This is a genomic window from Streptomyces sp. NPDC002054 (assembly GCF_040296685.1).
GTDB lineage: Bacteria > Actinomycetota > Actinomycetes > Streptomycetales > Streptomycetaceae > Streptomyces.
This window is the reverse complement of record NZ_JBEOXT010000002.1, coordinates 1-24897: the sequence shown is the minus strand read 5'-3', so window position 1 is coordinate 24897 and position 24897 is coordinate 1. Positions and strand designations below refer to the sequence as shown.

Below are 24897 nucleotides of genomic sequence, written 5' to 3'. Positions count from 1 at the left end.
CAGGCGGACCGCTCCGGCGGTCCGCCCGCTCCTCCCCCCGCATCCCTCACGGAAAAGAGAGCGCGACGATGACCACCTCCCCACCCCGCACGAGCAGACGCCCGCACCGCGCCCCCGGCCGCCGCACCGCGGCCCTCACCACCGCCGTTCTGACCTCCTTCGCCCTGCTCGCGGCCTGCGCGGGCCCGCCCAAGGGCAACGGCGGCGACCTCACCGACGTCCGCCTCTCCACCTCCACGCCCCCGGCACGCGGTGAGATCGACTCCTTCAACTGGGCCGTCTACGCCGAACCACCCACCCTCGACTACACGGTGGCCTTCGACTACCCGCAGAACACCATCCTGTCCAACGTGTGCGAGAGCCTGATGCGCTGGACCCCGGCCCTCACCACCGAGCCCGGCCTCGCCCAGAAGGCGTCCAACCCCGATCCCACCACCTGGGTCTACGACCTTCGCCCCGGCGTGCGCTTCCACGACGGCAGGGAGATGACCGCCGACGACGTGGTCTTCAGCCTCGGCCGCCAGATGGACCCGGACAACGCCGCCGCCTGGGCCCAGGTGTTCCAGAACGTCACCTCCGTCACCAAGAGCGGTCCGCTCCAGGTCACCGTCAAGCTCAAGAAGCCCGACTCCCAGTTCCCGCAGTACATGGCCACCGCCGCGGGGGTCGTGGCCTCCAAGTCCGGCGTCGAGGCGGCGGGCAAGGACTACGGCACCACCGGCGGCCTCGCCTGCACCGGCCCCTTCGAGCTCGGCACCTGGAACAAGGGCCAGTCGATCGAGCTCAACCGCTTCGACGGCTACTGGGGCACCAGGGCCAAGTCGAAGAAGGCCGTCTTCCGCGTCCTGACCGACCCCTCCGCCCGCACCAACGCCATGCTCAGCGGGGAGGTCGACGGCGGCTACCTGATCCCCACCGAGAGCTACGCCCGCCTGCGCGACAGCGGCACCGGCACCCTCTACTTCGGCGAGGGCCTGAGCACGGTCAACGTCAACATCACCACCATGCAGGGCCCGCTCGGCGACGTACGCGTCCGCCGCGCCCTGTCCCTCGCCCTCGACCGCACCGGATTCGTCAAGGCCGGACTCGGGGGCGCGGGCACCGTCACCAACTCCCTCACCACCAGGGCCGCCTGGGCCGCCGCCCCCGAACGCACCCTCAAGACCGCCTTCGACGGCCTCCCGCCCTCCGGCCAGGACATCGAGCGGGCCAAGGCCCTGATCAAGGAGGCCGGGGCCGGCGGCAAGACCCTGACCATGGCCACCAGTTCCATAGGCCAGGACGTCTCCCTCCTCGCCACCGCGGTCCAGGCGGCCGGCACCCGGATCGGCCTGGACATCCGCCTCAAGACCATCGCCCCCAACGCCTTCACCGCGCTGTTCACCGACCCGGGCGCCCGCGAGGGCATCGACATGTTCCCGCTCACCTACTACGACTCGATCACCGACCCGCTCGACCTGCTGCAGAACTTCAAGACCGGCGCGTACATGAACTTCGCCGGCTACAGCGACCCCCAGTACGACCGGCTCGTCGACCAGGCCACCGCCGTCTACCCGGTCGAGCAGCGGATGGACATCGAGGCGAAACTCCAGCGCCACGCCGCCGAGCAGCTGCTGTGGATCCCCGTCGCCGAGTGGCCGACCGCGCTGTTCCTGGGCAAGCGGATCACCGGAGCGCCCACCACGATCTCGTACATGTACTACCCGTGGGCCGCCGACGTGGGGGCCGCACAGTGAGCTTCGTCCGATTCGCCGTACGACGGGTGGCGGAGATGGCCGCCACCTTGCTCGTCGCCTCGTTCGTGGTCTTCGGCGCCATGTACCTGGCGCCCGGCAACCCGGCGAGCTTCCTGCTCGCCGGCCGTTCGGCCTCCCCGGAGGCCCTCGCCGCGATCAACGCCCAGTACCACCTGGACGACCCCTTCCTCGTACGGTACTTCCGCTGGCTCGGCGACGTGCTCCAAGGCGACTTCGGGCGCTCGATCACCTACCGCACCGACGTCTCGCGGCTCCTGGCGGACCGGCTCCCCGTGACCCTGCTGCTGATCGCCATGGCCCTCGTCGTGGTCGTGGCGGTCGGCCTGCTGCTGGGCCGGATCGCCGCCGTCCGCGGCGGAGCCACCGACTCCGCCATCCTCGTCACCACCACGTTCGCCGTCGGCACCCCGGCCTTCGTCGCGGCCGTCCTGCTCCAGGGACTCTTCGCCGTCCGGCTCGGCTGGTTCCCCAGCAGCGGTGCCGGCGACGGCTTCGGGGACATGCTCTGGCACCTCACCCTCCCCGCGATCGCCCTCGCCCTCTATCTGATCGGCATGCTCGCCCGGGTCACCCGCTCGGCCATGCTCGAAGCCCTCGACAGCGAGCACGTCACCGTCGCCCGCAGCCGCGGCGTCCCCGAACGCCAGGTCATCCGCCGCCACGTCTTCCGCAACTCCCTCGGGACGGTCCTGACCACCGGCGGACTGATCGTCTCCACCCTCCTGGTGTGCACGATCCTGGTGGAGACCGCCTTCAGCATCGGCGGGATCGGCCAGCTCCTCGAACTGTCCACCACCACCAAGGACTTCCCCACCGTCCAGGCGATCTCCCTGATCATCGTCGCCCTCTTCATGGCCGTGAACCTGATCGTGGACCTGGCTCTGCCCCTGGTCGACCCCCGGGTCACCCTCGCATCCAGGAAGGCCGCCGTATGACCGCCGTCCTGACCCGCCGCCCCGGCCTCTCCCGGATCCGCGCCACCGGTTCCCCGCTCCACCTCGGCTGCCTGGCCATCGTCGGCCTGGTCGTCCTCGCCGCACTGCTCGCGCCGTGGCTGGCGCCGCACGACCCCAACGCCGTCGATCTGGGCAACGCCCTCGCCGGACCGTCCGCCGCGCACCCGCTCGGCGTGGACGCCGCCGGCCGCGACACCCTCTCCCGGCTGCTGTTCGGCGCGCGCACCTCCCTGCTCGGCCCCCTCGGCGTCGTCGCCTTCTCCACCGTCGCCGGCATCGCCATCGGCATGGCCGCAGCCTGGCGGGGCGGCTGGCTCGACTCCGTCCTCTCCCGCAGCACCGAACTGGTCTTCGCCTTCCCCGGCATGCTGCTGGCCATCCTGATCATCTCCGTCTACGGGGAGGGCCTGCTCGCCCCCGTCATCGCCCTCGCCGTCGCCTACCTGCCCTACGTCAGCCGCCTGACCCGCTCACTGGTTCTGGCCGAGCGCGCCCGCCCGTATGTGAGCGCCTACCAGGTCCAGGGCCACTCGGCCGTACAGATCTGCCTGCGCCACGTCCTGCCCAACATCGCCCCCGTCGTCCTCGCCCAGTCCACCGTCAACTTCGGCTACGCCCTCATGGACCTCGCCGGACTGTCGTTCCTCGGGCTGGGCATCCCCGCGCTCACCCCCGACTGGGGCCGCATGGTCTTCGACGGGCAGACCGCCATCCAGCACGGCTACCCGCTGTCCGCGATCCTGCCCTGCGCCTTCATCGTGCTGACCGTGGTCGCCTTCAACGTGGTGGGCGAGCGGTGGGCCGACCGCGTCGCCAGGAGAGACAGATGAACACACTTGAGATCCAAGGGCTGAGGGTCACCCTGCCCGGCACCGCCCGGCCCGTCCTCGACGGCGTCGACCTCACCGTCGCCGCCGGCGAAACCGTCGCCCTCGTCGGCGAGTCGGGCTCCGGGAAGACCCTCACCTCCCGCAGCGCCCTGCGCCTGCTGCCGCCCGGCGCGGTCGTCGAAGGCGCGGTACGGGTCGGTGGCGAGGACGTGCTCGCCATGGACGCCGGCCGACTGCGCGGCGTACGCGCCGGCACGGTGGCCATGGTCTTCCAGGACCCGCGCGCCGCCGTCAACCCGCTGCGCCGCATCGGCGACTTCCTCACCGAGAGCGTCACCCTCACCGGGGTTATGAGCAGCAAGGACGCCACGTCCCGGGCGGTGGAACTCCTCCGCGCTGTGGGCCTGGACGAATCCGTCCTGCGCAAGTACCCCGGCCAGGTCTCCGGCGGCATGCTCCAGCGCATCGTGATCGCGGCGGCCCTCATGGGGGACCCCGCGCTCCTGCTGGCCGACGAGCCCACCACGGCGCTGGACGTCACCAGCCAGGCCGAGGTCATCGCCCTCCTGGCGGGGCTCCGGACGCGCTTCGGCACCGGCCTGCTGTTCGTCACCCACGACCTCGATCTCGCCGCCGCGATCAGCGACCGCGTCTACGTCATGTACGCCGGGCGGATCGCGGAGACCGGCCCGGCCGAGGTCCTCTTCACGCGCCCCCGGCACCCGTACACGGCCGCCCTCCTCGCCTCCACCCCGCGGATGGAGGGGCCCAGGGGCAGGCTCGCCGCGATCGAGGGCCAGCCGCCGGATCTGCGGGAGCCGCTGCACGGCTGTGCCTTCGCCACCCGCTGTCCCCTCGCCACCGAGGTCTGCGACCAGCGGGCCCCGCTGCCGTCCGCGGCCCCGGACCGGCCGGACCACCACGCCGCCTGCCACCACAGCGACCGGCTCGAAGGGAGCGCCGTCGATGCCTGAGAAGTCCGAGCCCGAGCCCGAGTCCGAGTCCGCGTACGTACTGGAGGTCAAGGGGCTGCGCCGCTCCTTCGGAGCCGTCCGCGCCGTGGACGACGTGTCCTTCGGCCTCCCCGAGGGCGGAGCCCTGGGCATCGTGGGCGAGTCCGGCTCCGGCAAGACCACCACCGCCCGGATCGTCGTCGGCCTGGAACACGCCGACGAGGGAGAGGTCCTGGTCCGCGGCCGGTCCCGGACCGGGCGCACCCGGGGCCGGGCCGCGCGCCTCGCCCGAGCCCGCGAGATCCAGATGGTCTTCCAGGACCCGTACCTCTCCCTCGACCCGCGCACCAGCGTCGAGGCGGCCCTGCGGGAAACCCTGAGCCTGCACTTCCCCGGCCGCGACCATGCCCGGCGCGTCCGCGAACTGCTCGACCAGGTGGGCCTGGGCACCCGGGCCGCCGACGCCCTGCCGCGGCAGCTCTCCGGCGGCCAGCGCCAGCGCGTCGCCATCGCCCGGGCTCTCGCCGTCGAACCGGCCGTCCTGGTCCTGGACGAGGCGGTTGCCGCACTCGACGTCTCCGTACAGGCGCAGATCCTCAACCTGCTGGCCGACGTCCGGGAACAGACCGGAATCGGCTACCTCTTCATCACCCACGACCTCGGGGTCGTCCGGTGCGTCACCGACGAGGTCCTCGTGATGCGCCACGGGGCCGTGGTCGAACAGGGCCGCACGACGGAGGTGCTGGCCGCGCCCCGGCACCCGTACACCCGGCTGCTCCTGGAATCCGTACCCCGCCCGGGATGGGACCCGGAGGCGATCGCGGCGGCCCGGCGGGCGCTATAGGAGGTGTCCGGAGCCGGGTCAGGTCCCGGCGGCGAGCGTACGGATCAGCAGGCGCAGCACCGGCCCGGAGTCGACCTCGGAGCCCAGAGACTCCGCGGCGGCCAGGCCGTCCACGGCGGCGGCCACGGCCTCGCCCAGCAGCCGCGGGTCGACGTCCCCGCCGCGCTCCCGGGCCAGGACCTGGAACAGCGTGACGAAACAGCCGCGCCAGCGCCGGTACTCCGCCTCCAGGCACTCCCGGACCCGCGCGTCGTTCAGCGCGTGCCAGTGCAACGCCGAGTGGAGGTGGGAGAGTTCCGCACCCTCGGGCCGGCCGAGCAGCTCGACCACCCGCTCGGCCCGCTCCGCGAACGACCCGGGGCCGGAGACCGCCTCCTCCAGGGGGTGGATCCACTCCGGGCGGATGTCCGCGATGACCGCCAGGACGAGATCGGTCCGGTCCTGGAAGTGGTAGTGGCACATTCCGTGGGAAACGCCGCACAACGCCGCCACATTGCGGGTGGTGAACCGTTCGCTCATCCCGCCCGCCAGCAAGGTCCGCGCGGCGGCGATCAGCCGCGCCCGGGTCTGCTCGCCCTTCGCCGAGACCCGGGTCCGCCCCGCGCGGGCAGGGGGAGCGGACAGGTCCGGGGAGTCCTTCGCGGAAGCTGCCATGGCGTCACTCTAACGAGCGCGCCCATCGCCACCTGCGGCTTCCCCCGATCCCCGGAAACGACCCCGTCCACACTATTGACCGAGCGCTTGGTCAGTTTTAGCTTTCCGGTCAACCCCGCAGTCGGCGCGGGCAGTTGCCCCCCAAGGAGACCCCTCATGAACGACCACGCACCCGACCACGCACTGAACCCACCCGCCGAGGGCATGGGCAGACGCAGGTTCCTGGCAGCGGCCGGACTCACCGCCGCAGCCGCCGCACTCGCGGCGACCGAGGGACGGGCCCGAGCGGCGGCCCGCCCCGCCCCGGCGGCCGGCGCCTACCGCGTACCGATCGAGGACGTCCGCCACACCCGCACCTGGATGGCCTGGCCGGACAGCACCTCCATCTGGGGCGGCAAGCTCAGCGGCGTCCAGTCGGACATCGCCCTCATCGCCCGCACCATCGCCAAGTACGAGCCGGTCTACCTCTGCGCCAACTCCGGCAGCGCCGCCAAGGCCCGCTCCCTGTGCGGCCCGACCGTCACCGTCGTCACGACCATCCCCGTTGACGACTGCTGGATGCGCGACAGCGGACCGGTGTTCCGGACCGACGGGGCCGGCAGCCTGGACGCGGTCGGCCTGAACTTCAACGGCTGGGGCAACAAGCAGACCCACGCCCGGGACGCCCTCGTCGCCGGCCGGATCGCTGCCCACGTCGGCGTACCGTTCACCGCCGCCGGGCTGGTGGGCGAGGGCGGCGCGGTCGAGCAGGACGGCGCGGGCACCCTGATGGCCACCCGCAGCAGCCTGGTGAACAGGAACCGCAACCCCAACATGTCGCAGGCCCAGATCGAGGCCGCGCTGCGCACCGCCTACGGCGCGTCCAAGGTCATCTGGTTCGACGGCGTGTACGGCCAGGACATCACCGACGACCACGTCGACGCGACCTCACGCTTCCTCGCCCCCGGGAGGGCCCTCGTCCAGATGCCGTTGGCCTCGGACAACGACGTCTACGCCAAGGACGCGCGGCAGCAGTTCCAGATCCTGTCCGCAGCCACGACCGTGGGCGGCGTCCGCATGGCCGTGGAGAAGCTCCAGGGCCCCGACTACTACGAGATCCGCTCCTCCAACCCGGACTTCCTCGCCTCCTACGCCAACTACTACGTCTGCAACGGCGCGGTGATCAGCGCCCACTTCGGCGACACCCGGGCCGACACCGCGGCGAAGGCAACCCTGACCCGCCTCTTCCCCGGCCGCGTCGTCGAGCAGCTCAACATCGACCGCCTCGGCACCGGCGGCGGCGGAATCCACTGCGTCACCCAGCAGCAGCCCGTCCCGTAACGCGCGGCCGTCGCAGAGGGGTGCCCGGAGGCCAACTCACCCTCCGGGCACCCCACTTCCTGCCTCCTTGCGGGTGCCGAGGACGTTGTCGATGTGGGCCGCGAGCGAGGCCCGCAGGGCTTCGGGCGTCATCTCCTGATCGTCGATCAGGTGCGCGACGAGATCGGCGCGGATGGCGGCCAGTAGGGCGTGGGCGGTGAAATCCGGGGCGTGGACTCCTGGCACCTGAACCAGTGCCGCGCGAAGAGCTTCGTGCCACCAGCCGTAGTGCTCGGCCTGGTAGGGGCTGCTGAGCCCGGCGTGCTCCGCGGCCGACATCAGGTTCCGATTCTCGATCTTGAAGCGCAGCGAGGCATCGAGGAGGTCCAGCACCCGCTGCCTCGGTGAGGACGCGGCTGCGTCCTGCGCTTCCCGCACCGTTTGCCGGAGGGGTTCGAGGCGGGAGGCGATCACGGCGGCGATCAGGCCCGCGCGGTCGCCGAAGCGGCGGAAGAGGGTGCCTTTGCCCACGCCCGCAGCCGCGGCGATGTCGTCCATCGACACACTCTGGGGGCTGCTGCTGGCGGCGAAGAGGGCGTCGGCGGCAGCCAGGACGGCCTCGCGGTTGCGCAGGGCATCCGCGCGTTCTGTGTGCTGGGCCACGGGTCCTCCTCGGTCTGCGGCCTGTCCCGGCCCCGGGGAATGATATTCGGTGGGTTCGGCGCATCGTCCTGGGACATCAACTGTTCCGTACCACCTCCCGCTCGACGAAGCCGCGGAACGTGCCCGGCGGCCGGCCGGTAAGGCGCTGGACGGTATCCGAGGTGCGGTCCTCGGCCCCTTCGGCGATGCCACGGTCCATGCCGGCCAGCATGGTGGCGAACTCCATCGGTATCTCGGCGGCCCAGCGGTCGCGGAGCTCCTCGAAGGTCAGCTGCCGGTGCACCACGGGCCGCCCGGTGGCCTCGGCGATGACCGCGGCGACGTCGGCGTAGCTCAGCGTCTGCGGTCCGGTCAAGATCAGGTCGGTGTTGGGCGCCTGGTCGTCGGTCAGAGCCCGTACGGCAACGGCGGCGATGTCCTCCGCGTCGATGAACCCGACGCGACCATCGCCCGAGGCCGACATGATGGCGCCCTCGTCACGGATGCTGCGCGCGTGGGGGGTGGAGCCGGCGAAGTTCTGCATGAACCAAGAGGGCCGCAGCACCGCCCACTCCTCGAACAGGCCGGGCAGTTCCTTGTGGACCTGGCCCACCGCCGGACCGCCCGCCGGAATCGCCGACGAACTGAGCAGCACTGCGCGGCGCACGCCTGCCGCGCGGGCCTGACGGAGGAAGGGCAGCATGACCGCGGCCGGGTCGGAGGAGCCGATGGGAGGGACGAGATAGACGCGGTCGACGCCGTCGACGGCCTCGCCCCAGGTCGCCGGCTCGTTCCAGTCGAAGCGGACGGCCTCCGCACCCGCCACCGGGGTGGCACTTCGTCCGGCGGCCTTGACGCGGTGGCCCTCGGCGCTGAGCCCGGCGGTGACACGGCGGCCGGTGGTGCCGGTGGCCCCGATGACCAGGGTGGCGTTGGGGGTGTTCATCGGTTTGCTCCTACGAAGTCGGCGCCGGGCTGCGATACGGCGAGGGGGTTCCAGTAGTCGCGGTAGGAGGTGATGAGGCCGTCCTTGAACGTGACCACGGCGATGTAGGTCATGTCGTAGGGGCTGTCGCTCTCGACCAGGCGGCCGACCCCGCGCATCTCGACCACGATCGTCTCGGCGTCGGTGGTCTGGTGGATCTTCACCTCGGGGAAGTCGTGGACGTCGACGTGATCGGGGTAGTGGCGCATGTACGCGCCGACGGCGGTCTTGCCCTCCAGCCGCGCGGGCCAGCCCTCGGGCGCGAAGGGGAACTCCAGAACACCGTCCTCGTCCCACAGCTCCACCCAGCCGGGGATGTCCTTCTCCACCAGCAGGCGCAGACCGTGGCGGTACAGCTCTGCGGGGGTCATGGGTGTTGTCATGATCAAGGCTTCCGTTCTGCTCGAAGACACGGCGATTCCAGGCTGTCGGGTGCGGCCACCGAATGAAACCGGACCGACAGTCCGTATGGATTCGACAATACGGACTACCGGTCCGCTTAGCAAGCATGGGTACCCCGCGGAATGCGCAGGGCGCGAGCAGACCGACCGGCCTATGAGCCCGCGCCGCCGTCGCGAGGACCTCGTCGGCGATCCGGTGTCCCGCGTTCAGGACTTCTTCGCCGGCGGGCGTGAGGTGGTGCTCCGAGTACGCCTGGAACGACCCGGCCCGCTTCCACCGTGACCCCTACATGCACGACCCCAACCTGCTCCGCCGGCTGCGGCGCGTGGACGTTCCCGCCCTCCTGCTCTGGGGTGCGAGCGACCGCATCGTCACTCCCGCCTATGGCGCCGCGTACGCCGAAGCCCGCCGCCACTCGGTTGCCCGGTAGCGTGAGCCGCCTCCAGCCAGGTGCCGGTGGGCGCGCGCGTACGAGGCGGCACCAAACCCGGGAGACGACGCAGCGCGTCGAAGGGGAGGAGCGGCCAGGGTCACTGGGCGTTGCTCCACCCGGTTGTGCTGGAATACAAGTCCAGCAGGTCCACCACGAAGACCAGGGTCGAGCCCGCCGGGATCAACGGCGAGGGCGACTGATTGCCGTAGCCGAGGCGCGGCGGAACGATGATCTCGCGCCGACCGCCGACCCTCATCCCCCTCACCCCCCGGTCCCAGCCCTTGATGACCCTGCCACTGCCCAGGGCGAACTTGAACGGCTGGCCCCGGTCCCAGGAGGCATCGAACTCCTTCCCGGTCTCGAAGGTCACCCCGACATAGTGGACCCTGACCACCATGCCCGGCTTCACCTCAGCCCCGTCCCCGACGACCAGATCCCGGATGGTCAGCTCGGTAGGAGCGTCACCCTCAGGAACCTCGACCTCGGGCTTCGTCAGTTCACTCATTGCAGCCTCATCACTCTCCGCCGAAAGGCCCCGCACGGACCAGCCGGACACATGGACACCCCATGCACCGGATGGTCACGCTACCGAGAATGCCCGGTCGACAGTCCGGCGTCATGGTTCCGCGTCGGTCCGGTATGAGTCGACGAGGTGCGGATGCTGCTGAGCCCCGATGCGTCCACCCTGTACGCGTATGCGCCCGGGGGCGGTCGGCCCCGGAACGGCAGGGCGCCGCCCCGGTACAAGCGGGCACGCTCACAGCCGGTCAATTGTGGATGGATCTCGGTCAATCAGGGGTGCGGTTTTCGGCCGCGTGGTCGGATGTTCCCTTCTGTTGGGATCCGGCGAGTGCGAGGCACAGCATGGCAGCGACGACCGAAGAGCCCTTCCGGGCTCTGCTGGAAGCGGCACCAGACGCGATGGTCATCGTGGACGACGCCGGGGTGATCCGTCTGGTGAATGCACAGACCGAAGCCCTGTTCGGCTACCCCCGCGAGGAACTGCTGGGACACTCCATCGACGTCCTGGTGCCCGAGCGCTTCCGCGGCCAGCACCCCGCCCATCGGATCGGCTACGCGGCCAGCCGCCAGGTGCGCCCGATGGGAGCGGGGCTGGAACTGTACGGGCTGCGCCGGGACGGGCGCGAGTTCCCCGTGGAGATCAGCCTGAGCCCGCTGGAGACCCCCGAAGGACTGCTGATCTCGGCGGCCGTACGGGATGTCAGCGAGCGCAGGGCTGCCGACGCGCGCTTCCGGGCCCTGCTGGAGTCGGCGCCCGACGCGATGGTGATCGTCAACGAGAGGGGCATCATCCAGCTGGTCAATGCCCAGACCGAGGCGCTCTTCGGATACGCCCGTGAGGACCTGCTGGGGCGGGCCGTGGAGGTGCTCGTACCCCACCGGTTCCGCGGCCACCACGCCGACTTCCGGGAGGGCTACTCCGTCAACCGGCAGGTCCGGCCGATGGGCGCGGGCCTGGAGCTGTACGGGCTGCGCCGGGGCGGGGACGAGTTCCCGGTCGAGATCAGTCTCAGCCCCCTGGAGACCCCCGACGGTACCCTTGTCTCCGCGGCCATTCGCGACGTCACCGGACGCAAGGCCGCCGAGGAAACGCTCGCCCAGCTCTACGAGCAGCAGCGTCATGTCGCCCTCACCCTCCAGCGCAGCCTCATGGGCTCACCGCCCGACGTGCCGGGGATGCCGACGGCCAGCCGCTACTTCCCGGCCCGGCAGGGTGCCGGGGTGGGTGGAGACTGGTTCGACCTGATCCCTCTGGGCGGTGGTCGCATCGGCGTCATGATCGGCGATGTGATGGGGCGCGGCCTGGATGCCGCCGCTGTCATGGGGCAGCTGCGATCCGCCTCCCACGCCCTGGCCAAGACCGGGATGCCGCCCTGGCAGCTGATGCGCGCCCTTGACGCCGTGGTGAGTGAACTCCCGGATCAGTTCGTCACCTGTTGCTACCTCGTCGTCGACGCCGACGCGGCCGAGGTCACCGTCTGTTCGGCCGGACACCTGCCCGTCCTGTTGGCCGGTCCCGGGGGCGAGGTGACCCGGCTCCCGGCGGATGTCAGCGTCCCGCTCGGGGTCGGCGAGGTACCCCACCACGAGAGCCGGCACAGAGTCGCACCCGGCTCGGTGCTGGCGATGTACACGGACGGGCTCGTGGAGACCCCGGGAAGCGACATCGAAGAGCAGGTCGACGGGCTCGCCGCTGTGCTGGAGAAGGGCCTCGCGACGACCGGATCCCTGGAAGCCGCAGCCGACCGGCTGCTGAGTGAGATCCTTCCGGACGTCGACGACAATTCGGACGACGTTACCCTCCTGCTCGTGCGTATCCCGGAGATACCGGCCACTTCGCGGACCGTGGTCCTGGACGCCGATCCGATGAGCGTGGGTGAAGGCCGCCGGTTCCTGCGCTCCACACTGGCCGCGTGGGGCATGGACGACGAACAGCTGCGAGAGACGGCCTGTCTGCTGGTCTCCGAGCTCCTTTCCAACGCGGTGCGCCACGGCCGTGGCCCGCTCCGGCTCCGGATGCGGCAGGCCGGAGGGGAGCTGGGGGTCGAGGTCTGCGACGGGAGCCCGGTGCTTCCCCAAGCCCGCTTCGCCGCCCCGGAAGCGGAATCGGGCCGAGGCCTGCTCCTCGTCGACTCCCTCGCCAGCTCCTGGGGCACCCTCCCGACGGCGGAGGGCAAGGCCGTTTGGTTCGCCCTGCCGTTGCCCGCCCCGCGTCGTTGACGGGGGGTGTCGGCCGCCGGACGTGCGCTCAGCACGGCCGGTACCGATTCGCGAGCTCGTGCGTGTCGGTGCCGTTCTCAACGCCACGCGCCCTGTGCCGATACCGCCGTCCGCGTCATCGAGGAGTCGGTGCAGGAGTGGAGCCGACGAGCGTGGACAAGGCCGCTCCAACTGCGGCCCTCGCGGCCCGGTTGACCCGCACGCAGCTCCGGGCCGCTCTCAAGCGTGCCGGCCGCCAGCGTGGCATCGAAGCTGAGGTTGAGCGGCTCCGTCAGGTCTTTCGGAGCGACTGGGCCCACCAGCCGCCGCTGGTCGAAGACGCGCTCGGCAAGCAGATGCTCGCCCTCCTGGTTCAGCTGGATGCGGCCTGCGCTGCTGACGTCCTTGAGGCGGCGGTGCAGGAAGTCTTGCCTCAGCACCCGGACGCCGAGATCATCCTTGGCTTCCCTGGCCTCGGTGTTCAGCTCGGCGCCCGGGTGCTCGCCGAAATCGGGGACGACCGCAACCGCTTCGCCGACGCCCGGGGCATGAAGGCGTACGCGGGCTCCTCGCCCATCACCAGAGCCTCTGGCAAGAAGACCAGCATCACCCGGCGGTGGGTGAAGAACGACCGGCTCAACCACGCCGGCTACCTCTGAGCCTTCGCCACCCTCCGACATTCGAGCCTGGGCAGGTGCCCCCACCACGTCCCCCACCTGACGAATCCCCCACCGGCCCAACTTCGTTGTCACAAACTAGCGTTGGCTCAAATTCGGTGGCAATCAGTCCATCTTCACTGTCGCAGGTCAGCCCGGCCCGTGGCTCGCTGCCAGGCTGACGCCGACTACGCGGCGCCGTCGATCCGGAGCTCACGGTCCGGCCCGCAGAAGGGACACGCTTCGGTGCCGTCGGCCAGGAGGCGAAGGGCCTCGTGCCGGGTGATCTCCTTGCCGTGGCCGTCGGGGCAGTGGCCGGCGTGGACTCGGAAGGGGCGGGGACCGTAGCCGGTGCGGTGCACTTCGAGCTTCCAGTTGGGTACCCGTAGTGCCGGCCTCCCGGGCATCGTGCAGACCTTCTCGGCGCTGCTGGGCGAGAGCGTCACCGACGGGCATCCGGCGCGGGAGTTCTTCACCGAGCGCTACGCCCAGGTGCGCGCCGAGATGGCGCAGGTGCTGCGCGCCGAGTTCGGCGACCGCCTCCCCTCCGGCCTCACCCCGGAGCAGGCGGCCCCGCTGCTGACCGCGGTCATGGACGGCGTTCAGTAACAGTGGCTGCTGGCGCCGGACTCGGTGGACATGCCGGCCGCCTTCCGCTCCTTCCTGACGCTGCTGAGGGGGACGGAGGCGGGATAGGCCCCGCACGCTTCGCCGCTCGGGGACGATCGGAGGACGCCACGGTGCGCCGTGTGCCGCGGACCGTGCGCTCTGGGCACACCCCTGTGCACTGGGCGAGCTGTTGCCGCAGCCGGTGCGCCCGAAGCATGGGACGGGTCAACACCGTTCGCTCCCCGGAGGAGAGGGATCACCATGCTCCGTCGTTCCGCCCGTTTCGCGGTGCCCGCCGCGATGGCCGCCGCCTGCCTCGTCGCCACCCTCGCGCCCGCCGCCCACGCCGCGGCCACGGCGCCGGTCGGCTACAGCCCTGCCTGCCGCACGCTGGTTGCCGATGGCCGCGCGTGGCTCACGAAGGTCGGCCGCGACCCGCACACCAGCGACCCCGTGGTCGTGCAGCGGATGCTCAAGGAGACCCTGCCGCTGATCGGCGGCGAGACCCGCCGCCAAGTTGAAAACCTGATCCGCGACATCCATGAGGAGTGCTACGTCTGAGCCGGGCGCCCGAGGGCTTCCGCTCCGCAGGCGGTCCCTGACGTACGAGCCGCCAGGCGGGTCGTTCTGCGGCCGGGCGGGGCGTGGGTACCAACGCCGCTCCGCCCGTCCGCAGCACCGCGTCGACCCCCGGCGCCCCCGTCGGGATCCGCGGCCCGGCAGGCTGTCCCGTCTCACTCAATCTGGTCCCGGTCTCAAATGATCTGGTCCGATTTGCTCGGCGTCTCGAACGATCTGGTCCCGATCGAATGTGCCGCCTGGACGGGCCACCGCCCGGGCGGCTGCACTGTCGTCAGCGAGCGAACTTCTCGATGGCGGCAGGTGTGACGGGGGTGAAGAAGTTGACGAGGTTGCCGTCGGGGTCACGGAGCAGGAGCGACCGGTTGCCCCAGGGCATCGTGGTGGGCTCGGTCACGAAGTCGGCGACGAAATCGGCCAGGTTCCGGTGTACGCCGTCCACGTCGGAGACGAGGAATTCGATGATCACGGTGCTGTTGCCGGCCGGACGGGCGGAGCCGGGCGCGAACAGTGCCACGGTGCGGGTGCTGCCGATCGCGAGGGTCGCGCCAGCGGTCCGCAGTTCGGCGAAATCCTCGGTGGACCAGTCCGCCCGCACTCCGGTGGCCCGCTCGTAGAAGTCGACGAGGCGCGCGACATCGCCGGTGATGATCCGGATCGAAACGAAGTCCATGGTGCTCTCCTCAGGTTGGTGAAGCTGTTGCACCTCGGACGCTAAAGCAAATAGTGGACAGAATCGGTCCGGTATCAACGCTAGGCTGGTGGACATGGCTCGACCTACCAGCCGCGTGCTCACCCTCCTGGAACTCCTGCAGTCGGGCGGCATCAGAACGGTGGCCGAACTCGCCGACCGGCTCGGCGTCGACGGGCGCACCGTGCGGCGGTACGTGGACCACCTGGTCGACCTCGACATCCCCGTTGAGGCGGTCCGTGGCCGCTACGGCGGGTACCGGCTCGCCCCCGGGTACCGCCTGCCTCCGCTCATGCTCAACGACGACGAGGCGCTCGCCGTGTTGCTTGGCCTCGTCGCCGGCCGCAGGACGGGGTTGCTGACAGCGACCGAGACCGCGGGCGAGACGGCAGCGGCCAAGATCCGCCGGGCACTGCCCGAGCGTCTGGCCCGTCGGCTCGACGCCGTCATGGAATCCCTCGCCTTCACGGCTCCGCCCGGCGAGTCGGCCACCCCGGAGACAGGGGTGCTGCTCGCCATCGCCGATGCGGTACGGCATCACCGCCCGATCTCGATCAGGTACACCACCCGAGACGGCCGACGAAGCGAACGCACGCTGCACCCGTACGGGATCGTCACCCATACGGGCCGGTGGTACGTCACGGGCACTGATCCCGAGATCGGCCAGGACCGGACTTTCCGGCTCGATCGCATCGCGGACGCGAGGACGCTGCCGGGTTCGTTCGAGCCGCCCGCTGGACTCGATCCGGCACAGCGCGTCCTGTCAGGGCTTGCCAAGGCCGCGTACCGGCACGAAGTGACCCTGCGGATCCATGGGACGGTCGAGCAGATCCGCACCCGACTGCCCGCCAGCGTCGCGAGCGTGGAGGAGCCCGCGCCCGCGGAAGGAACAGATCCGCACACCGAGCGTTGGCTCCACGTCGAATTGAGAGCAGAGCGGCTCGACTGGTTGCCGCCCGTACTCGCCTCGCTCGACCGGCCGTTCGTCATCGAGCGACCGGACGAACTCCGAGACCTCGTCATCGCGCTCGCCGACCGGCTCACCACTTCTGCCCGCCAAGCCTGACGCCGCTGTCCACCGCGAGAATCCCCGCTGCGGATTCCCAGGCCACTTGGCCTCCGGTCCGCGCGCCTCAAGCACCGAGACACCAGGTACCAGATCAACTGAGACAACACCCGGCATCCAGGCTTCCGGGACCGGTTCGCATGAGATTTCCGGGGGTCCTGCGTCTCGATTGATCCGGTCGTCGCAGGTCACCGCCGTGGGTTCGGACCAGATCATTTGAGACGGGACACAGGCATCCTGGACGCTCTTCGTCCAGCGCGACGGCTGTAGCCACCACCTTGACGGTCCAGGCCGGTTCCTCGCACAGTCTTCATCACAGCAGCGTCCCAGGACGCCAGGCCCACGCGCAGGAAGCTGTCCGGACACTGCCCGGCCGGTATGGCCATGATGGATGGTCCCGTTGGGTCTCACGCAGGTGTTGGACCGGTCGCAGGTTCAACCGGTGCCAGAAGAGCGCGCTGTTCCACCGTCCCCGCCCTGACCTCGTCACATATCAACTTCGGTGACACAGAACTTCGTTGTCCCAACTTCGGTGACAACCGTCCCAACTTCGATGTCAGAGGTCACACGCGGGTGCGGTTTGAGGGGCCGTCATGACCTTGGATGGTGTCACAAACCATTCCGGGAACCGCCCTGTTCGCCTTTTTGAGTGACAACGGATTGTGACAGTGGATCCGTGATCCGGACCGCTCCCGGCGACCGTTTCCGATCTTGCTCCGGGAAAGGTTCGCTTGTGAGAACGGCTAACGCGTCAGGCCCTGAGTAGGTCGCGCTGGATCTGGTGAGCGATAGAGCGGCGTACCGATGCCGATGTGGTGGTGGTGACCTTCGAGGGAAGGTCAAGTCCGCGGCCGATCTCGTCGTACGCGGCCTGGTAACCGCCGGACAGCTCTGCCCGGTGCAGCCTCAGGTCCTCCTCGACGAGACGCCTCAGTTCGTCGATGTTCTGGGGCGTGAAGCGCTTCTTCCCCCGGGTAAGCGCGTTGACGTAGCGGGTGCAGTGCGCGGTTTCATCGAGAGTCTCAGAGATCTCCTCAGCGAGGCCCCAGAGTCGCCCTTCGAGCCAGGGGACGTCGCGCTGATTGAGGGACACCTCCATCGGGGGCCGTGGCTCATCGGTCTTGTGCTTCGCCATCTGTTTGGACACGGCGGGCTGGCTCATGTCAGTGAGGTGCGCGATGCGTTCCTGCGTCCAGCCGAAGCCTGCGAACACCTTGATCATTTCTGCGCGTAGCTTGCGCATCTCCTCGCCCGCACGGATGACCTCGTTCATGCCGGCGAGTATCTGCTCGGCTTGTTCCTCGGTCAGCGTCTCGGAGATCCGCTGCGCGCTCTCTTCACCTGCCACAATTCGGTTATACACCAGAACACCCTCAGTCATAACCTGGTTGTACAACCAGGTTATGACTGACAGGATCCGCCTCATGCCTACCTTCCCCGCGCCCGACGGAACCCGGCTCTCATACCGCGTGATCGGTGATGGCGACCCGGTCGTCTGCATCCCGGGAGGCCCTACGGACTCCGTCTACCTCGGCGACCTCGGCGGCCTGTCCACATACCGCCAGCTGATCGTCCTGGACCTCCGCGGCACCGGCCGGTCCGCGATTCCCCAAGACACCACCTCCTACCGCTGTGATCGCCTGGTCGACGATGTCGAGGCACTGCGCGAGCACCTCGGCCTTCCGCAGATAGACCTGCTCGGCCACTCCGCCGGCACGAACATTGCGACGCAATACGCGGCCCGGCACCCGGAGAAAGTCAGCAAGCTCGCCCTCATCGGCCCCAGCCCCCGAGCTGTCGACGTAGCGATCACGGGAGAGACGCGGCGCGAGCTCGCGCAGCTCCGGAAGAACGAGCCGTGGTTCCCGGCGGCGTTCGCCGCCCTGCAGGCGATCTCCGAGGGCACAGGCAGCGACTGGGAAACCGTCGCCCCCTTCTTCTGGGGCCGGTGGGACGCCACGGCACAGAGGCACCACGCAGCCAGCCAGCCGAGCAACCAGGAAGCTGTCGCTCTCTTCGCGGCCGAGGGAGCCTTCAGCCCGAAGAGCACTCGTGCGGCGCTCGCCTCCTGCGAGGCTCCCGTTCTGCTGCTCACTGGAGAGTTCGATTTGAACAGCCCGCCTGTGGCCGCGGCCGAGTTCGCGGAAGCATTCCCTGACGCCACGCTCGTGGTGCAGCCGGGAGCAGGCCACTATCCGTGGCTCGACGACGCCGACTGGTTCGTGGCGACCACGGCGGCATTCCTCCGCAGATGACCTGGCTCGCGCCCCTGGAGTCTGACGTGGACGCGAATGGCTCCCACAGTGGGAAGAGGCCGGGCGCCCCGCTCGAAACGGCCGAGCTGCTGGACTCCGCCCCGCTGGCGGCGTACGTCGCCAAGGAGGCGGAGTCGGGCCCCTGGCACGGAGAGCACGTCGAGCACCTCGCCAGTCTGATGCACGCCATGGAAGCCAGCCGGCTGATCGCCCAGAGGGCCGTGGAGCGCTTCGCCGGTGAGGTGGCGGACGGAATCCGGCTCGAGCTGGCGGAACAGGTGGAGGCCGGCGACTGGTACAAGGCCATCCGCCTCTATGAAGCCCTGGGGCAGATTCCTGGGGACTCGCTGAGCGAGCCACCGTTGGAGGCCCTCATGGAGTGCGCGTTCGACGGGCTCCACCAGGTCGCCGGCGAAGACGATTCCTTCCTCGACGCGGAGCCGCCGGGCACGCTGCTGCAGTTCCTATTCGACCAGGGCTACGACGGCGGCGAAGACGACGAGCACGCCGAGGACATCGCCGCTGTCAAGAAGTTCGTCGACCGGTTCGCCAGGCTCCCTGCTGGGCCACGCTTCGTGCCCCGCGACGAGACTGCCGCTCCGGGCCCGTACGGCAGCGAGGTACGGGACCGCGAGGTCATCACCGAGCTGATGAAGGGGCTGAGGGACCCGGACGTCACGCCCGGTGCTCTGGCCCTATGCCCCGCGGCGCGGACGGCAAGGCGTGCCCGCGCCGGGCTCCGTAGTTGCCGGGTGAACGCCGACGAGCCCCGCGCCGACGGAACGTCGCCGGGCCCAGGGTCCCACTCCACGGCCGCCGACCCCGCGGGGCGCCCATTCCGGCCCGTCGAAAACCCCGGCGTTCCCGGCATTCCCCGCTGTTTCGGCCCTTCCGTCGGATTCGAGGAAACGCGAGAGGGGCGGGAGCGGAAACTCTACGATGAACTCCATGAGTGCGCTGATCTTCTTCCTGTCGCTCGGCACAGTCTGTCGCGTCACACGATTCATCACCAAGGACACCCTCGCCGCGGGCTTTCGCTCCCGGGTAGCCGACCGTTTCGGCGAAGAATCCCATCCGGCATACCTGATGACCTGCGGATGGTGCGTCAGTATCTGGGTTGCGGGCGCCGTGACCGTGCTCGCCCACTGGGTCGGCGGGGAAACGTGGTTCCAGGCGGGCGCCATGGCGCTCACCCTTTCCTACCTCACCGGCCTGGCGGCCAACTGGCTTGACTGACAGTAACGTTGGGAGAATCTTCAATTTCTCCGCCGCATATAAGTATGACTATATGGCGGTGAGTGTCAGCGTGCGATGCCCGGGGGTAAAAGGTAAAGGGAACGAGCCGGGGACTCGGACCTGCCTCGGTGTTCCCCCGGCGAGGGCAGGTGGGGGCGGTTCCATCACGGCAGTCCGCCAGTAAGCCCCCTGCCAGCAACAGGAAGCGGCCGGCTCCCGTGGACGCGCACCTCCGGGGCATCGCGGGCATGTACCGGCCATACGCCGCACCGCACCACCGCGCAGGTGACACGGTGCAGGCTCCGGTGGGCATCCCGCCCCCACTCCGGCGACGCCGGAAGGGTGACGCCCCACCGACAGCCCGTCGACGTACCGGACAGCCGGTGCACCGAGGGGCTGCGCCGTTCTGTGACACCCCCGAAAATTGCGGATACCGCGAAGGAACACCCGCAGTTCATCTCGGTGGCGAATCCTTTCTTTTCGCCCGTGAGCCCACCAGACTGTCCCGGGAGCGCGAATACTCCCCGGCACGCCAGGTTGCAACACCCTGGAAGACGGCGGAAAGGGAAATCTTTCCCTCTCGGAAGAGCGCACCACGGCGCCGCGCGATTCTGGATTATGCGCCTGTCACGCGCCTGGGTGCGCTGAGCCGAACGAGTGGTATTCCGTTCACCTGTCTAGCCCAACACCCCACTCGGAATGCCTACTACTGATATCAGCAGGTGATGCGCCCCGAGTCCGCGTGGACCAAGGGCTCCTTCCGGAACGCCGCACCAGTTCTTCCGCGTACGTTCCGAACTAGGCCATACGGGTGAAGGAAATCTCCTGCTTTCGTGGGTCATCCGAAAGGGAGCCATACCATGGCCAGTTCGATCACCACCGTGACCTCGGCACCGGATCCATCCGTCTTCGGCCAGACGGTCACCTTCACCGCCACCGTCCAGCCGGAAACCCCCAGCGACCCCACCCCGACCGGCACCGTCGAGTTCGTCATCGACAGCGTGCCCGTCATCGCGTTGCCGCTCGACCTGAGCGGCCAGGCGCAGTACACGACCAGCGGTCTGGAGGTCGGTCTCCACGCAGTGGAGGCCAACTACTCCGGCGACGCAGAGTACGACCCGTCCCCGGGGGCAGACACCCAGGAGGTCACCCTCGCGGAGACCACCACCACGCTGGCCTTCGACCCCAACCCCGCCTTCTGCGGCGACACGGTGACCTTCACCGCCCAGGTCACCCCCGTTCCGCCGGGCGCGGGAACCCCCACCGGGTTCGTGTCCTTCATCGTCAGCGACGACGGCCCGGTGCTGAACGCCCCCGTGGACGCGAGCGGGCAGGCACAGGTCACCATCAGCAACCTGGACGTCGGCTTCCACCAGGCAGCCGCCTTCTACACCGGCGACGCGAGCTTCGACGGGTCGAACTCCCCCCTGACGCTCCTCGTCATCGAGCATGCGCCCGTCTCGGTCGCGGTCTCGGCGGACCCCAACCCGTCGGTGTGCGGCCAGGCCGTGACGCTCTGTACCACCGTGACGCCGGTCTCCTCGGGCGTCGGCACCCCGTCGGGCTCGGTGACCTTCACCGGCCCCGGCGGGCTCAACGAGACGATGTCGCTGGACGCGAACGGCACGGCGTGCGTCACCACGAGCACGCTGGCAACCGGCACGGTCACCGTCACCTACAGCGGCGACGAGTGCTACGCCATCGGGACCGGGACCGTCGACGTGACGGTCAGCCAGGCGTCGAGCGCTGTGTTGGTGTCGGTGGGCCCCGACCCCTCGGTATGCGGCCAGACCGTGTCCGTGTGCGCCGAGGTCATCGCGCTGGCGCCCGGCAGCGGCACCCCTACCGGAACCGTCACCTTCACCGGCGCCGGGCTCAACACGACCGTGCCACTGAACCCCGACGGCACGGTATGCGTCACCACCACCAGCCTGGAAACCGGCGCAGTCACCGTCACCTACAGCGGGGACACCTGCTTCCTGTCGTCGACCGGCACCGCGGACGTGACGGTCAATCAGGCGTCGAGCACGGTGGCGGTGTCGGCGAGCCCCCTGTTCTCGGTATGCGGCCAGACCGTGACCGTGTGCGCCGAGGTCACCGCGGTGGCACCCGGCAGCGGCATCCCCACTGGAACAGTCACCTTCACCGGCCCCGGCGGACTGAACCAAACGGTGCCACTGGGCCCCGACGGCACGGTATGCATCACCACAACCGTGCTGCAAACCGGCACAGTCACCGTCACCTACAGCGGGGACGCCTGCTTCGCCGGCTCGACCGGGACCATCAACGTGACGGTCAGCCGGTCGCTCAGCAGGATGTCGGTGTCGGTGAACCCCAACCCCTCGGTATGCGGCGAGTCCGTGACCCTGTGCGCCACGGTCACCGCAATGGGACCCGGCAGCGGCACCCCCACCGGAACCGTCACCTTCAGCGGCCCCGGCGGACTGAACGAAACGGTGCCACTGGACTCCTTCGGCACGGCATGCGTCACCACAACCGTGCTGGAAACCGGCACGGTCCAGGTCGTCTACAACGGCGACGGATGCTTCCGGCCGACGGCGCGCAACGTGCCGGTGACTGTCAACCAGGTGGCCAGCACCACCATGGTGTCGGTGGTCCCCAACCCCTCGGTATGCGGCCAGACCGTGAGTGTGTGCGCCGCGGTGATCGCAGTGGCACCCGGCAGCGGCACCCCCACCGGAAGCGTCACCTTCACCGGCGCCGGGCTGAACACGACGGTGCCACTGGACCCCGACGGCACGGCATGCGTCACCACCACCAGCCTGGAAACCGGCACGGTCACGGCCGTCTACAACGGCGACGGATGCTTCCTGACGTCGACCGGCACCGCGGATGTTGCGGTCACCCCGGCAAACAGTGCGGTGTCGGTGTCGGTGAACCCCAACCCCTCGGTATGCGGCCAGACCGTAACCGTGTGCGCCGCGGTCACCGCAATGGTACCCAGCAGCGGCACCCCCACCGGAACCGTCACCTTCACCGGCCCCGGCGGACTGAACCAAACGGTGCCACTGGACCCCGACGGCACGGCATGCTTCACCACCAGCAGCCTGGAAACCGGCACAGTCACCGCCACCTACAGCGGGGACACCTGCTTCCTGTCGTCGACCGGCACCGCGGACGTGACAGTCAGCCAGGCATCGAGCACGGTGTCAGTGTCGGTGAACCCCAACCCCTCGGTATGCGGCCAGGACGTGACCCTGTGCGCCGCGGTCACCGCACTGGCACCCGGCAGTGGCACCCCCACCGGAACCGTCACCTTCACCGGCCCCGGCGGACTCAACGTGACGCTGCCGCTGAGCCCCGACGGCACGGTGTGCTTGCTCGAAACCTCGGTGGAAACCGGCACAGTCACCGTCACCTACAGCGGGGACAGCTGCTTCCTGTCGTCGACCGGCACACTGGACATGACGGTCAACCAGGCGGCCAGCACGGTGTCGGTGGCGGTGGACCCCAACCCCTCGGTATGCGGCCAGGATGTGACCGTGTGCGCCACGGTCACCGCAGTGGCACCCGGCAGCGGCACCCCCACCGGAACCGTCACCTTCACCGGCCCCGGCGGACTGAACGTGACGCTGCCGCTGGACGGGGGCGGCACGGCTTGCCTGAACACCAGCAGCCTCACCAGCGGTACCTACTCGGCCACCTACAACGGCGACTCCTGCTTCGAGGACTCGACCGGGACCTTCGACGTGACGGTCAATCAGGCGTCGAGCACGGTGTCGGTGGCGGTGGACCCCAACCCCTCGGTGTGCGGCCAGGATGTGACCGTGTGCGCCGCGGTCACCGCGGTGGCACCCGGCAGCGGCACCCCCACCGGAACCGTCACCTTCACCGGCCCCGGCGGACTGAACCAAACGGTGCCGCTGGCCCCCGACGGCACGGCATGCTTCACCACGACCGTGCTGGAGACCGGCATGGTCATCGCCACCTACAGCGGGGACACGTGTTTCGTCGGCTCGACCGGGACCTTCGACGTGACGGTCAACCAGGCGGCCAGCGCCACCACCGTGTCGGTGGACCCCAATCTCTCGGTGTGCGGCCAGACCGTGACCGTGTGCGCCGCGGTCGTCCCACTGGCGCCCGGCAGCGGCATCCCCACCGGAACCGTCACCTTCACCGGCCCCGGCGGACTGAACCTAACGGTGCCACTGGACTCCTTCGCCGAGGTATGCATCAGCACGACAGTGCTGGAAACCGGCACGGTCACGGCCGTCTACAACGGCGACGGATGCTTCTCCTCATCGACCGCCACCGCACCGGTGACCGTCAACCAGGCGGCCAGCACCACCGCCGTGTCGGTGAATCCCAACCCCTCGGTATGCGGCCAGTCCGTGACCGTGTGCGCCACCGTCAACGCAGTGGCACCGGGCAGCGGCACCCCCACCGGAAGCGTCACCTTCACCGGAGCCGGGCTGAACACGACGGTGCCACTGAACCCCGACGGCACCGCATGCTTCACCACCACGAGCCTGGAGACCGGCACGGTCACGGCCGTCTACAACGGCGACGGATGCTTCCTGTCGTCGACGGGCACCGCGCCGGTGACCGTCAACCAGGCAGCCAGCACCACCGCCGTGGCTGTGAATCCCAACCCCTCGGTATGCGGCCAGACCGTCACCGTGTGCGCCACCGTCACCGTGGTAGCACCCGGCAGCGGCACCCCCACCGGAACCGTCACCTTCACCGGCCCCGGCGGACTGAACGAAACGGTGCCGCTGGACCCCGACGGCACGGCATGCCTGACCACCAGCAGCCTCACCAGCGGCATGGTCACGGCCGTCTACAACGGCAACAGCTGCTTCACCTCATCGACCGGCACCACACCAGTGATCGTCAACCAGGCGGCCAGCACCACCACCGTGTCTGTGAACCCCAACCCCTCGACGTGCGGCCAGACCGTGACCGTGTGCGCCACGGTCACCGCACTGGCACCCGGCAGCGGCACGGTCACCGGAACCGTCACGTTCACCGGCCCCGGCGGACTGAACGAAACGGTGCCACTGGGCCTCGACGGCACCGCATGCGCCACCACCACCAGCCTCACCAGCGGCACGGTCACCGCCGTCTACAACGGCGACTCCTGCTTCTCCTCATCGACCGGCACCGCACCGGTGACCGTCAACCAGGCAGCCAGCACCACCACCGTAGCCGTCAACCCCAACCCCTCCGTATGCGGCCAGACCGTCACCGTGTGCGCCACCGTCACCGCAGTGGCACCCGGCAGCGGCACCCCCACCGGAACCGTCACCTTCACCGGAGCCGGCCTCAACACAACCGTGCCCGTGAACCCCGACGGCACCGCATGCGT

At 69.6% G+C, this 24897-nt stretch carries 20 protein-coding genes and 3 pseudogenes; 15 read left to right on the top strand and 8 right to left on the bottom strand.

The features are described 5' to 3' along the window. The first annotated feature begins 68 nt into the window (after positions 1–68). From ABT123_RS01875 to ABT123_RS01855, 5 genes are read left to right on the top strand one after another with little or no spacing between them, the layout of a single operon-like run. On the top strand, positions 69–1736 hold the full coding sequence (locus ABT123_RS01875; RefSeq protein ID WP_351308276.1) for an ABC transporter substrate-binding protein: 1668 nt from the start codon (positions 69–71) through the stop codon (positions 1734–1736). Continuing rightward, complete coding sequence (locus ABT123_RS01870; RefSeq protein ID WP_351308273.1) at positions 1733–2692, top strand: ABC transporter permease; 960 nt, start codon at positions 1733–1735, stop codon at positions 2690–2692. The genes ABT123_RS01875 and ABT123_RS01870 overlap by 4 nt, the downstream gene beginning before the upstream one ends. After that, entirely contained in the window at positions 2689–3543 is an 855-nt protein-coding gene (locus ABT123_RS01865; RefSeq protein WP_351308271.1) for an ABC transporter permease, read from the top strand. Before ABT123_RS01870 ends, ABT123_RS01865 begins: the two co-directional genes overlap by 4 nt. Continuing rightward, positions 3540–4517, top strand: coding sequence for an ABC transporter ATP-binding protein (locus ABT123_RS01860; protein ID WP_351308268.1), 978 nt, complete (start codon positions 3540–3542; stop codon positions 4515–4517). Before ABT123_RS01865 ends, ABT123_RS01860 begins: the two co-directional genes overlap by 4 nt. Continuing rightward, positions 4510–5340, top strand: coding sequence for an ABC transporter ATP-binding protein (locus ABT123_RS01855; protein ID WP_351308265.1), 831 nt, complete (start codon positions 4510–4512; stop codon positions 5338–5340). The genes ABT123_RS01860 and ABT123_RS01855 overlap by 8 nt, the downstream gene beginning before the upstream one ends. Positions 5341–5358: 18 nt before the next feature. On the opposite strand, the gene ABT123_RS01850 is transcribed toward ABT123_RS01855, so the two are convergent. Beyond that, positions 5359–5994, bottom strand: coding sequence for a TetR/AcrR family transcriptional regulator (locus tag ABT123_RS01850; protein ID WP_351308261.1), 636 nt, complete (start codon positions 5992–5994; stop codon positions 5359–5361). A gap of 156 nt (positions 5995–6150) precedes the next feature. Between ABT123_RS01850 and ABT123_RS01845 the strand changes: the two genes are divergently transcribed. Continuing rightward, positions 6151–7314, top strand: coding sequence for an agmatine deiminase family protein (locus ABT123_RS01845; protein WP_351308259.1), 1164 nt, complete (start codon positions 6151–6153; stop codon positions 7312–7314). A 36-nt stretch (positions 7315–7350) separates the two neighbouring features. On the opposite strand, the gene ABT123_RS01840 is transcribed toward ABT123_RS01845, so the two are convergent. The 3 genes from ABT123_RS01840 to ABT123_RS01830 all read right to left on the bottom strand — a co-directional run bounded on the left by ABT123_RS01840 (position 7351) and on the right by ABT123_RS01830 (position 9303). Continuing rightward, entirely contained in the window at positions 7351–7956 is a 606-nt protein-coding gene (locus ABT123_RS01840; RefSeq protein ID WP_351308257.1) for a TetR/AcrR family transcriptional regulator, read from the bottom strand. A gap of 76 nt (positions 7957–8032) precedes the next feature. After that, positions 8033–8881, bottom strand: a complete 849-nt coding sequence (locus ABT123_RS01835) for an NmrA family NAD(P)-binding protein (protein ID WP_351308254.1) — start codon at positions 8879–8881, stop codon at positions 8033–8035. After that, positions 8878–9303, bottom strand: coding sequence for a nuclear transport factor 2 family protein (locus ABT123_RS01830; protein ID WP_351308251.1), 426 nt, complete (start codon positions 9301–9303; stop codon positions 8878–8880). Before ABT123_RS01830 ends, ABT123_RS01835 begins: the two co-directional genes overlap by 4 nt. Before the next feature lie 251 nt (positions 9304–9554). Between ABT123_RS01830 and ABT123_RS01825 the strand changes: the two are divergent. After that, positions 9555–9728 (top strand): annotated as a pseudogene (locus ABT123_RS01825) (alpha/beta fold hydrolase); the annotation flags it as partial. Between the two features lie 124 nt (positions 9729–9852). Here the strand turns inward: ABT123_RS01825 and ABT123_RS01820 are convergent. After that, the gene (locus ABT123_RS01820) at positions 9853–10260 is read right to left on the bottom strand and encodes an FKBP-type peptidyl-prolyl cis-trans isomerase (RefSeq protein ID WP_351308248.1); all 408 of its coding nucleotides are present in this window, start codon (positions 10258–10260) and stop codon (positions 9853–9855) included. A 359-nt stretch (positions 10261–10619) separates the two neighbouring features. On the opposite strand from ABT123_RS01820, the gene ABT123_RS01815 reads away from it, so the two are divergent. Both ABT123_RS01815 and ABT123_RS01810 read left to right on the top strand, forming a co-directional pair. Next, a complete protein-coding gene (locus tag ABT123_RS01815; protein WP_351308245.1) occupies positions 10620–12497 on the top strand; it encodes a PAS domain S-box protein in 1878 nt (625 codons plus the stop codon). A gap of 164 nt (positions 12498–12661) precedes the next feature. Next, positions 12662–13132, top strand: a pseudogene (locus ABT123_RS01810) (transposase); the annotation flags it as partial. Between the two features lie 188 nt (positions 13133–13320). On the opposite strand, the gene ABT123_RS01805 reads toward ABT123_RS01810, so the two are convergent. Further along, positions 13321–13539 (bottom strand): DUF6233 domain-containing protein, encoded by a 219-nt coding sequence (locus ABT123_RS01805; RefSeq protein WP_351308243.1) that lies wholly within the window; start codon positions 13537–13539, stop codon positions 13321–13323. On the opposite strand from ABT123_RS01805, the pseudogene ABT123_RS01800 reads away from it, so the two are divergent. Beyond that, a pseudogene (locus ABT123_RS01800) lies at positions 13532–13828 on the top strand (TetR family transcriptional regulator C-terminal domain-containing protein); the annotation flags it as partial. The gene ABT123_RS01805 and the pseudogene ABT123_RS01800 overlap by 8 nt on opposite strands. 174 nt (positions 13829–14002) lie before the next feature. Beyond that, positions 14003–14302 (top strand): hypothetical protein, encoded by a 300-nt coding sequence (locus ABT123_RS01795; protein ID WP_351308240.1) that lies wholly within the window; start codon positions 14003–14005, stop codon positions 14300–14302. 292 nt (positions 14303–14594) lie between these two features. Here the strand turns inward: ABT123_RS01795 and ABT123_RS01790 are convergent, their stop codons facing one another. After that, entirely contained in the window at positions 14595–14993 is a 399-nt protein-coding gene (locus ABT123_RS01790) for a VOC family protein (RefSeq protein ID WP_351308237.1), read from the bottom strand. 94 nt (positions 14994–15087) lie between these two features. On the opposite strand from ABT123_RS01790, the gene ABT123_RS01785 reads away from it, so the two are divergent. Next, positions 15088–16077: a helix-turn-helix transcriptional regulator gene (locus ABT123_RS01785; RefSeq protein ID WP_351308234.1), complete on the top strand. Its 990-nt coding sequence runs from the start codon at positions 15088–15090 to the stop codon at positions 16075–16077. A 751-nt stretch (positions 16078–16828) separates the two neighbouring features. On the opposite strand, the gene ABT123_RS01780 is transcribed toward ABT123_RS01785, so the two are convergent. After that, on the bottom strand, positions 16829–17458 hold the full coding sequence (locus ABT123_RS01780; protein ID WP_351308231.1) for a sigma-70 family RNA polymerase sigma factor: 630 nt from the start codon (positions 17456–17458) through the stop codon (positions 16829–16831). Positions 17459–17501: 43 nt separating this feature from the next. On the opposite strand from ABT123_RS01780, the gene ABT123_RS01775 reads away from it, so the two are divergent. The 3 genes from ABT123_RS01775 to ABT123_RS01765 form a co-directional block, all read left to right on the top strand. Continuing rightward, positions 17502–18332: an alpha/beta fold hydrolase gene (locus tag ABT123_RS01775; protein ID WP_351308228.1), complete on the top strand. Its 831-nt coding sequence runs from the start codon at positions 17502–17504 to the stop codon at positions 18330–18332. 948 nt (positions 18333–19280) lie between these two features. Then, positions 19281–19568 (top strand): hypothetical protein, encoded by a 288-nt coding sequence (locus ABT123_RS01770; protein WP_351308226.1) that lies wholly within the window; start codon positions 19281–19283, stop codon positions 19566–19568. A gap of 860 nt (positions 19569–20428) precedes the next feature. Continuing rightward, on the top strand, positions 20429–24897 hold a 4469-nt coding region (locus ABT123_RS01765), incomplete at its 3' end, for a beta strand repeat-containing protein (protein WP_351308224.1).

Coding starts and splice junctions, on each gene's coding strand:
- ABT123_RS01855 (WP_351308265.1), top strand. CDS start 4,510: ATGCCTGAGAAGTCCGAGCCCGAGCCCGAGTCCGAGTCCGCGTACGTA.
- ABT123_RS01820 (WP_351308248.1), bottom strand. CDS start 10,260: ATGAGTGAACTGACGAAGCCCGAGGTCGAGGTTCCTGAGGGTGACGCT.
- ABT123_RS01845 (WP_351308259.1), top strand. CDS start 6,151: ATGAACGACCACGCACCCGACCACGCACTGAACCCACCCGCCGAGGGC.
- ABT123_RS01850 (WP_351308261.1), bottom strand. CDS start 5,994: ATGGCAGCTTCCGCGAAGGACTCCCCGGACCTGTCCGCTCCCCCTGCC.
- ABT123_RS01770 (WP_351308226.1), top strand. CDS start 19,281: ATGAGTGCGCTGATCTTCTTCCTGTCGCTCGGCACAGTCTGTCGCGTC.
- ABT123_RS01775 (WP_351308228.1), top strand. CDS start 17,502: ATGCCTACCTTCCCCGCGCCCGACGGAACCCGGCTCTCATACCGCGTG.
- ABT123_RS01780 (WP_351308231.1), bottom strand. CDS start 17,458: ATGACTGAGGGTGTTCTGGTGTATAACCGAATTGTGGCAGGTGAAGAG.
- ABT123_RS01785 (WP_351308234.1), top strand. CDS start 15,088: ATGGCTCGACCTACCAGCCGCGTGCTCACCCTCCTGGAACTCCTGCAG.
- ABT123_RS01865 (WP_351308271.1), top strand. CDS start 2,689: ATGACCGCCGTCCTGACCCGCCGCCCCGGCCTCTCCCGGATCCGCGCC.
- ABT123_RS01875 (WP_351308276.1), top strand. CDS start 69: ATGACCACCTCCCCACCCCGCACGAGCAGACGCCCGCACCGCGCCCCC.
- ABT123_RS01805 (WP_351308243.1), bottom strand. CDS start 13,539: ATGCCCGGGAGGCCGGCACTACGGGTACCCAACTGGAAGCTCGAAGTG.
- ABT123_RS01790 (WP_351308237.1), bottom strand. CDS start 14,993: ATGGACTTCGTTTCGATCCGGATCATCACCGGCGATGTCGCGCGCCTC.
- ABT123_RS01835 (WP_351308254.1), bottom strand. CDS start 8,881: ATGAACACCCCCAACGCCACCCTGGTCATCGGGGCCACCGGCACCACC.
- ABT123_RS01860 (WP_351308268.1), top strand. CDS start 3,540: ATGAACACACTTGAGATCCAAGGGCTGAGGGTCACCCTGCCCGGCACC.
- ABT123_RS01795 (WP_351308240.1), top strand. CDS start 14,003: ATGCTCCGTCGTTCCGCCCGTTTCGCGGTGCCCGCCGCGATGGCCGCC.
- ABT123_RS01830 (WP_351308251.1), bottom strand. CDS start 9,303: ATGACAACACCCATGACCCCCGCAGAGCTGTACCGCCACGGTCTGCGC.
- ABT123_RS01815 (WP_351308245.1), top strand. CDS start 10,620: ATGGCAGCGACGACCGAAGAGCCCTTCCGGGCTCTGCTGGAAGCGGCA.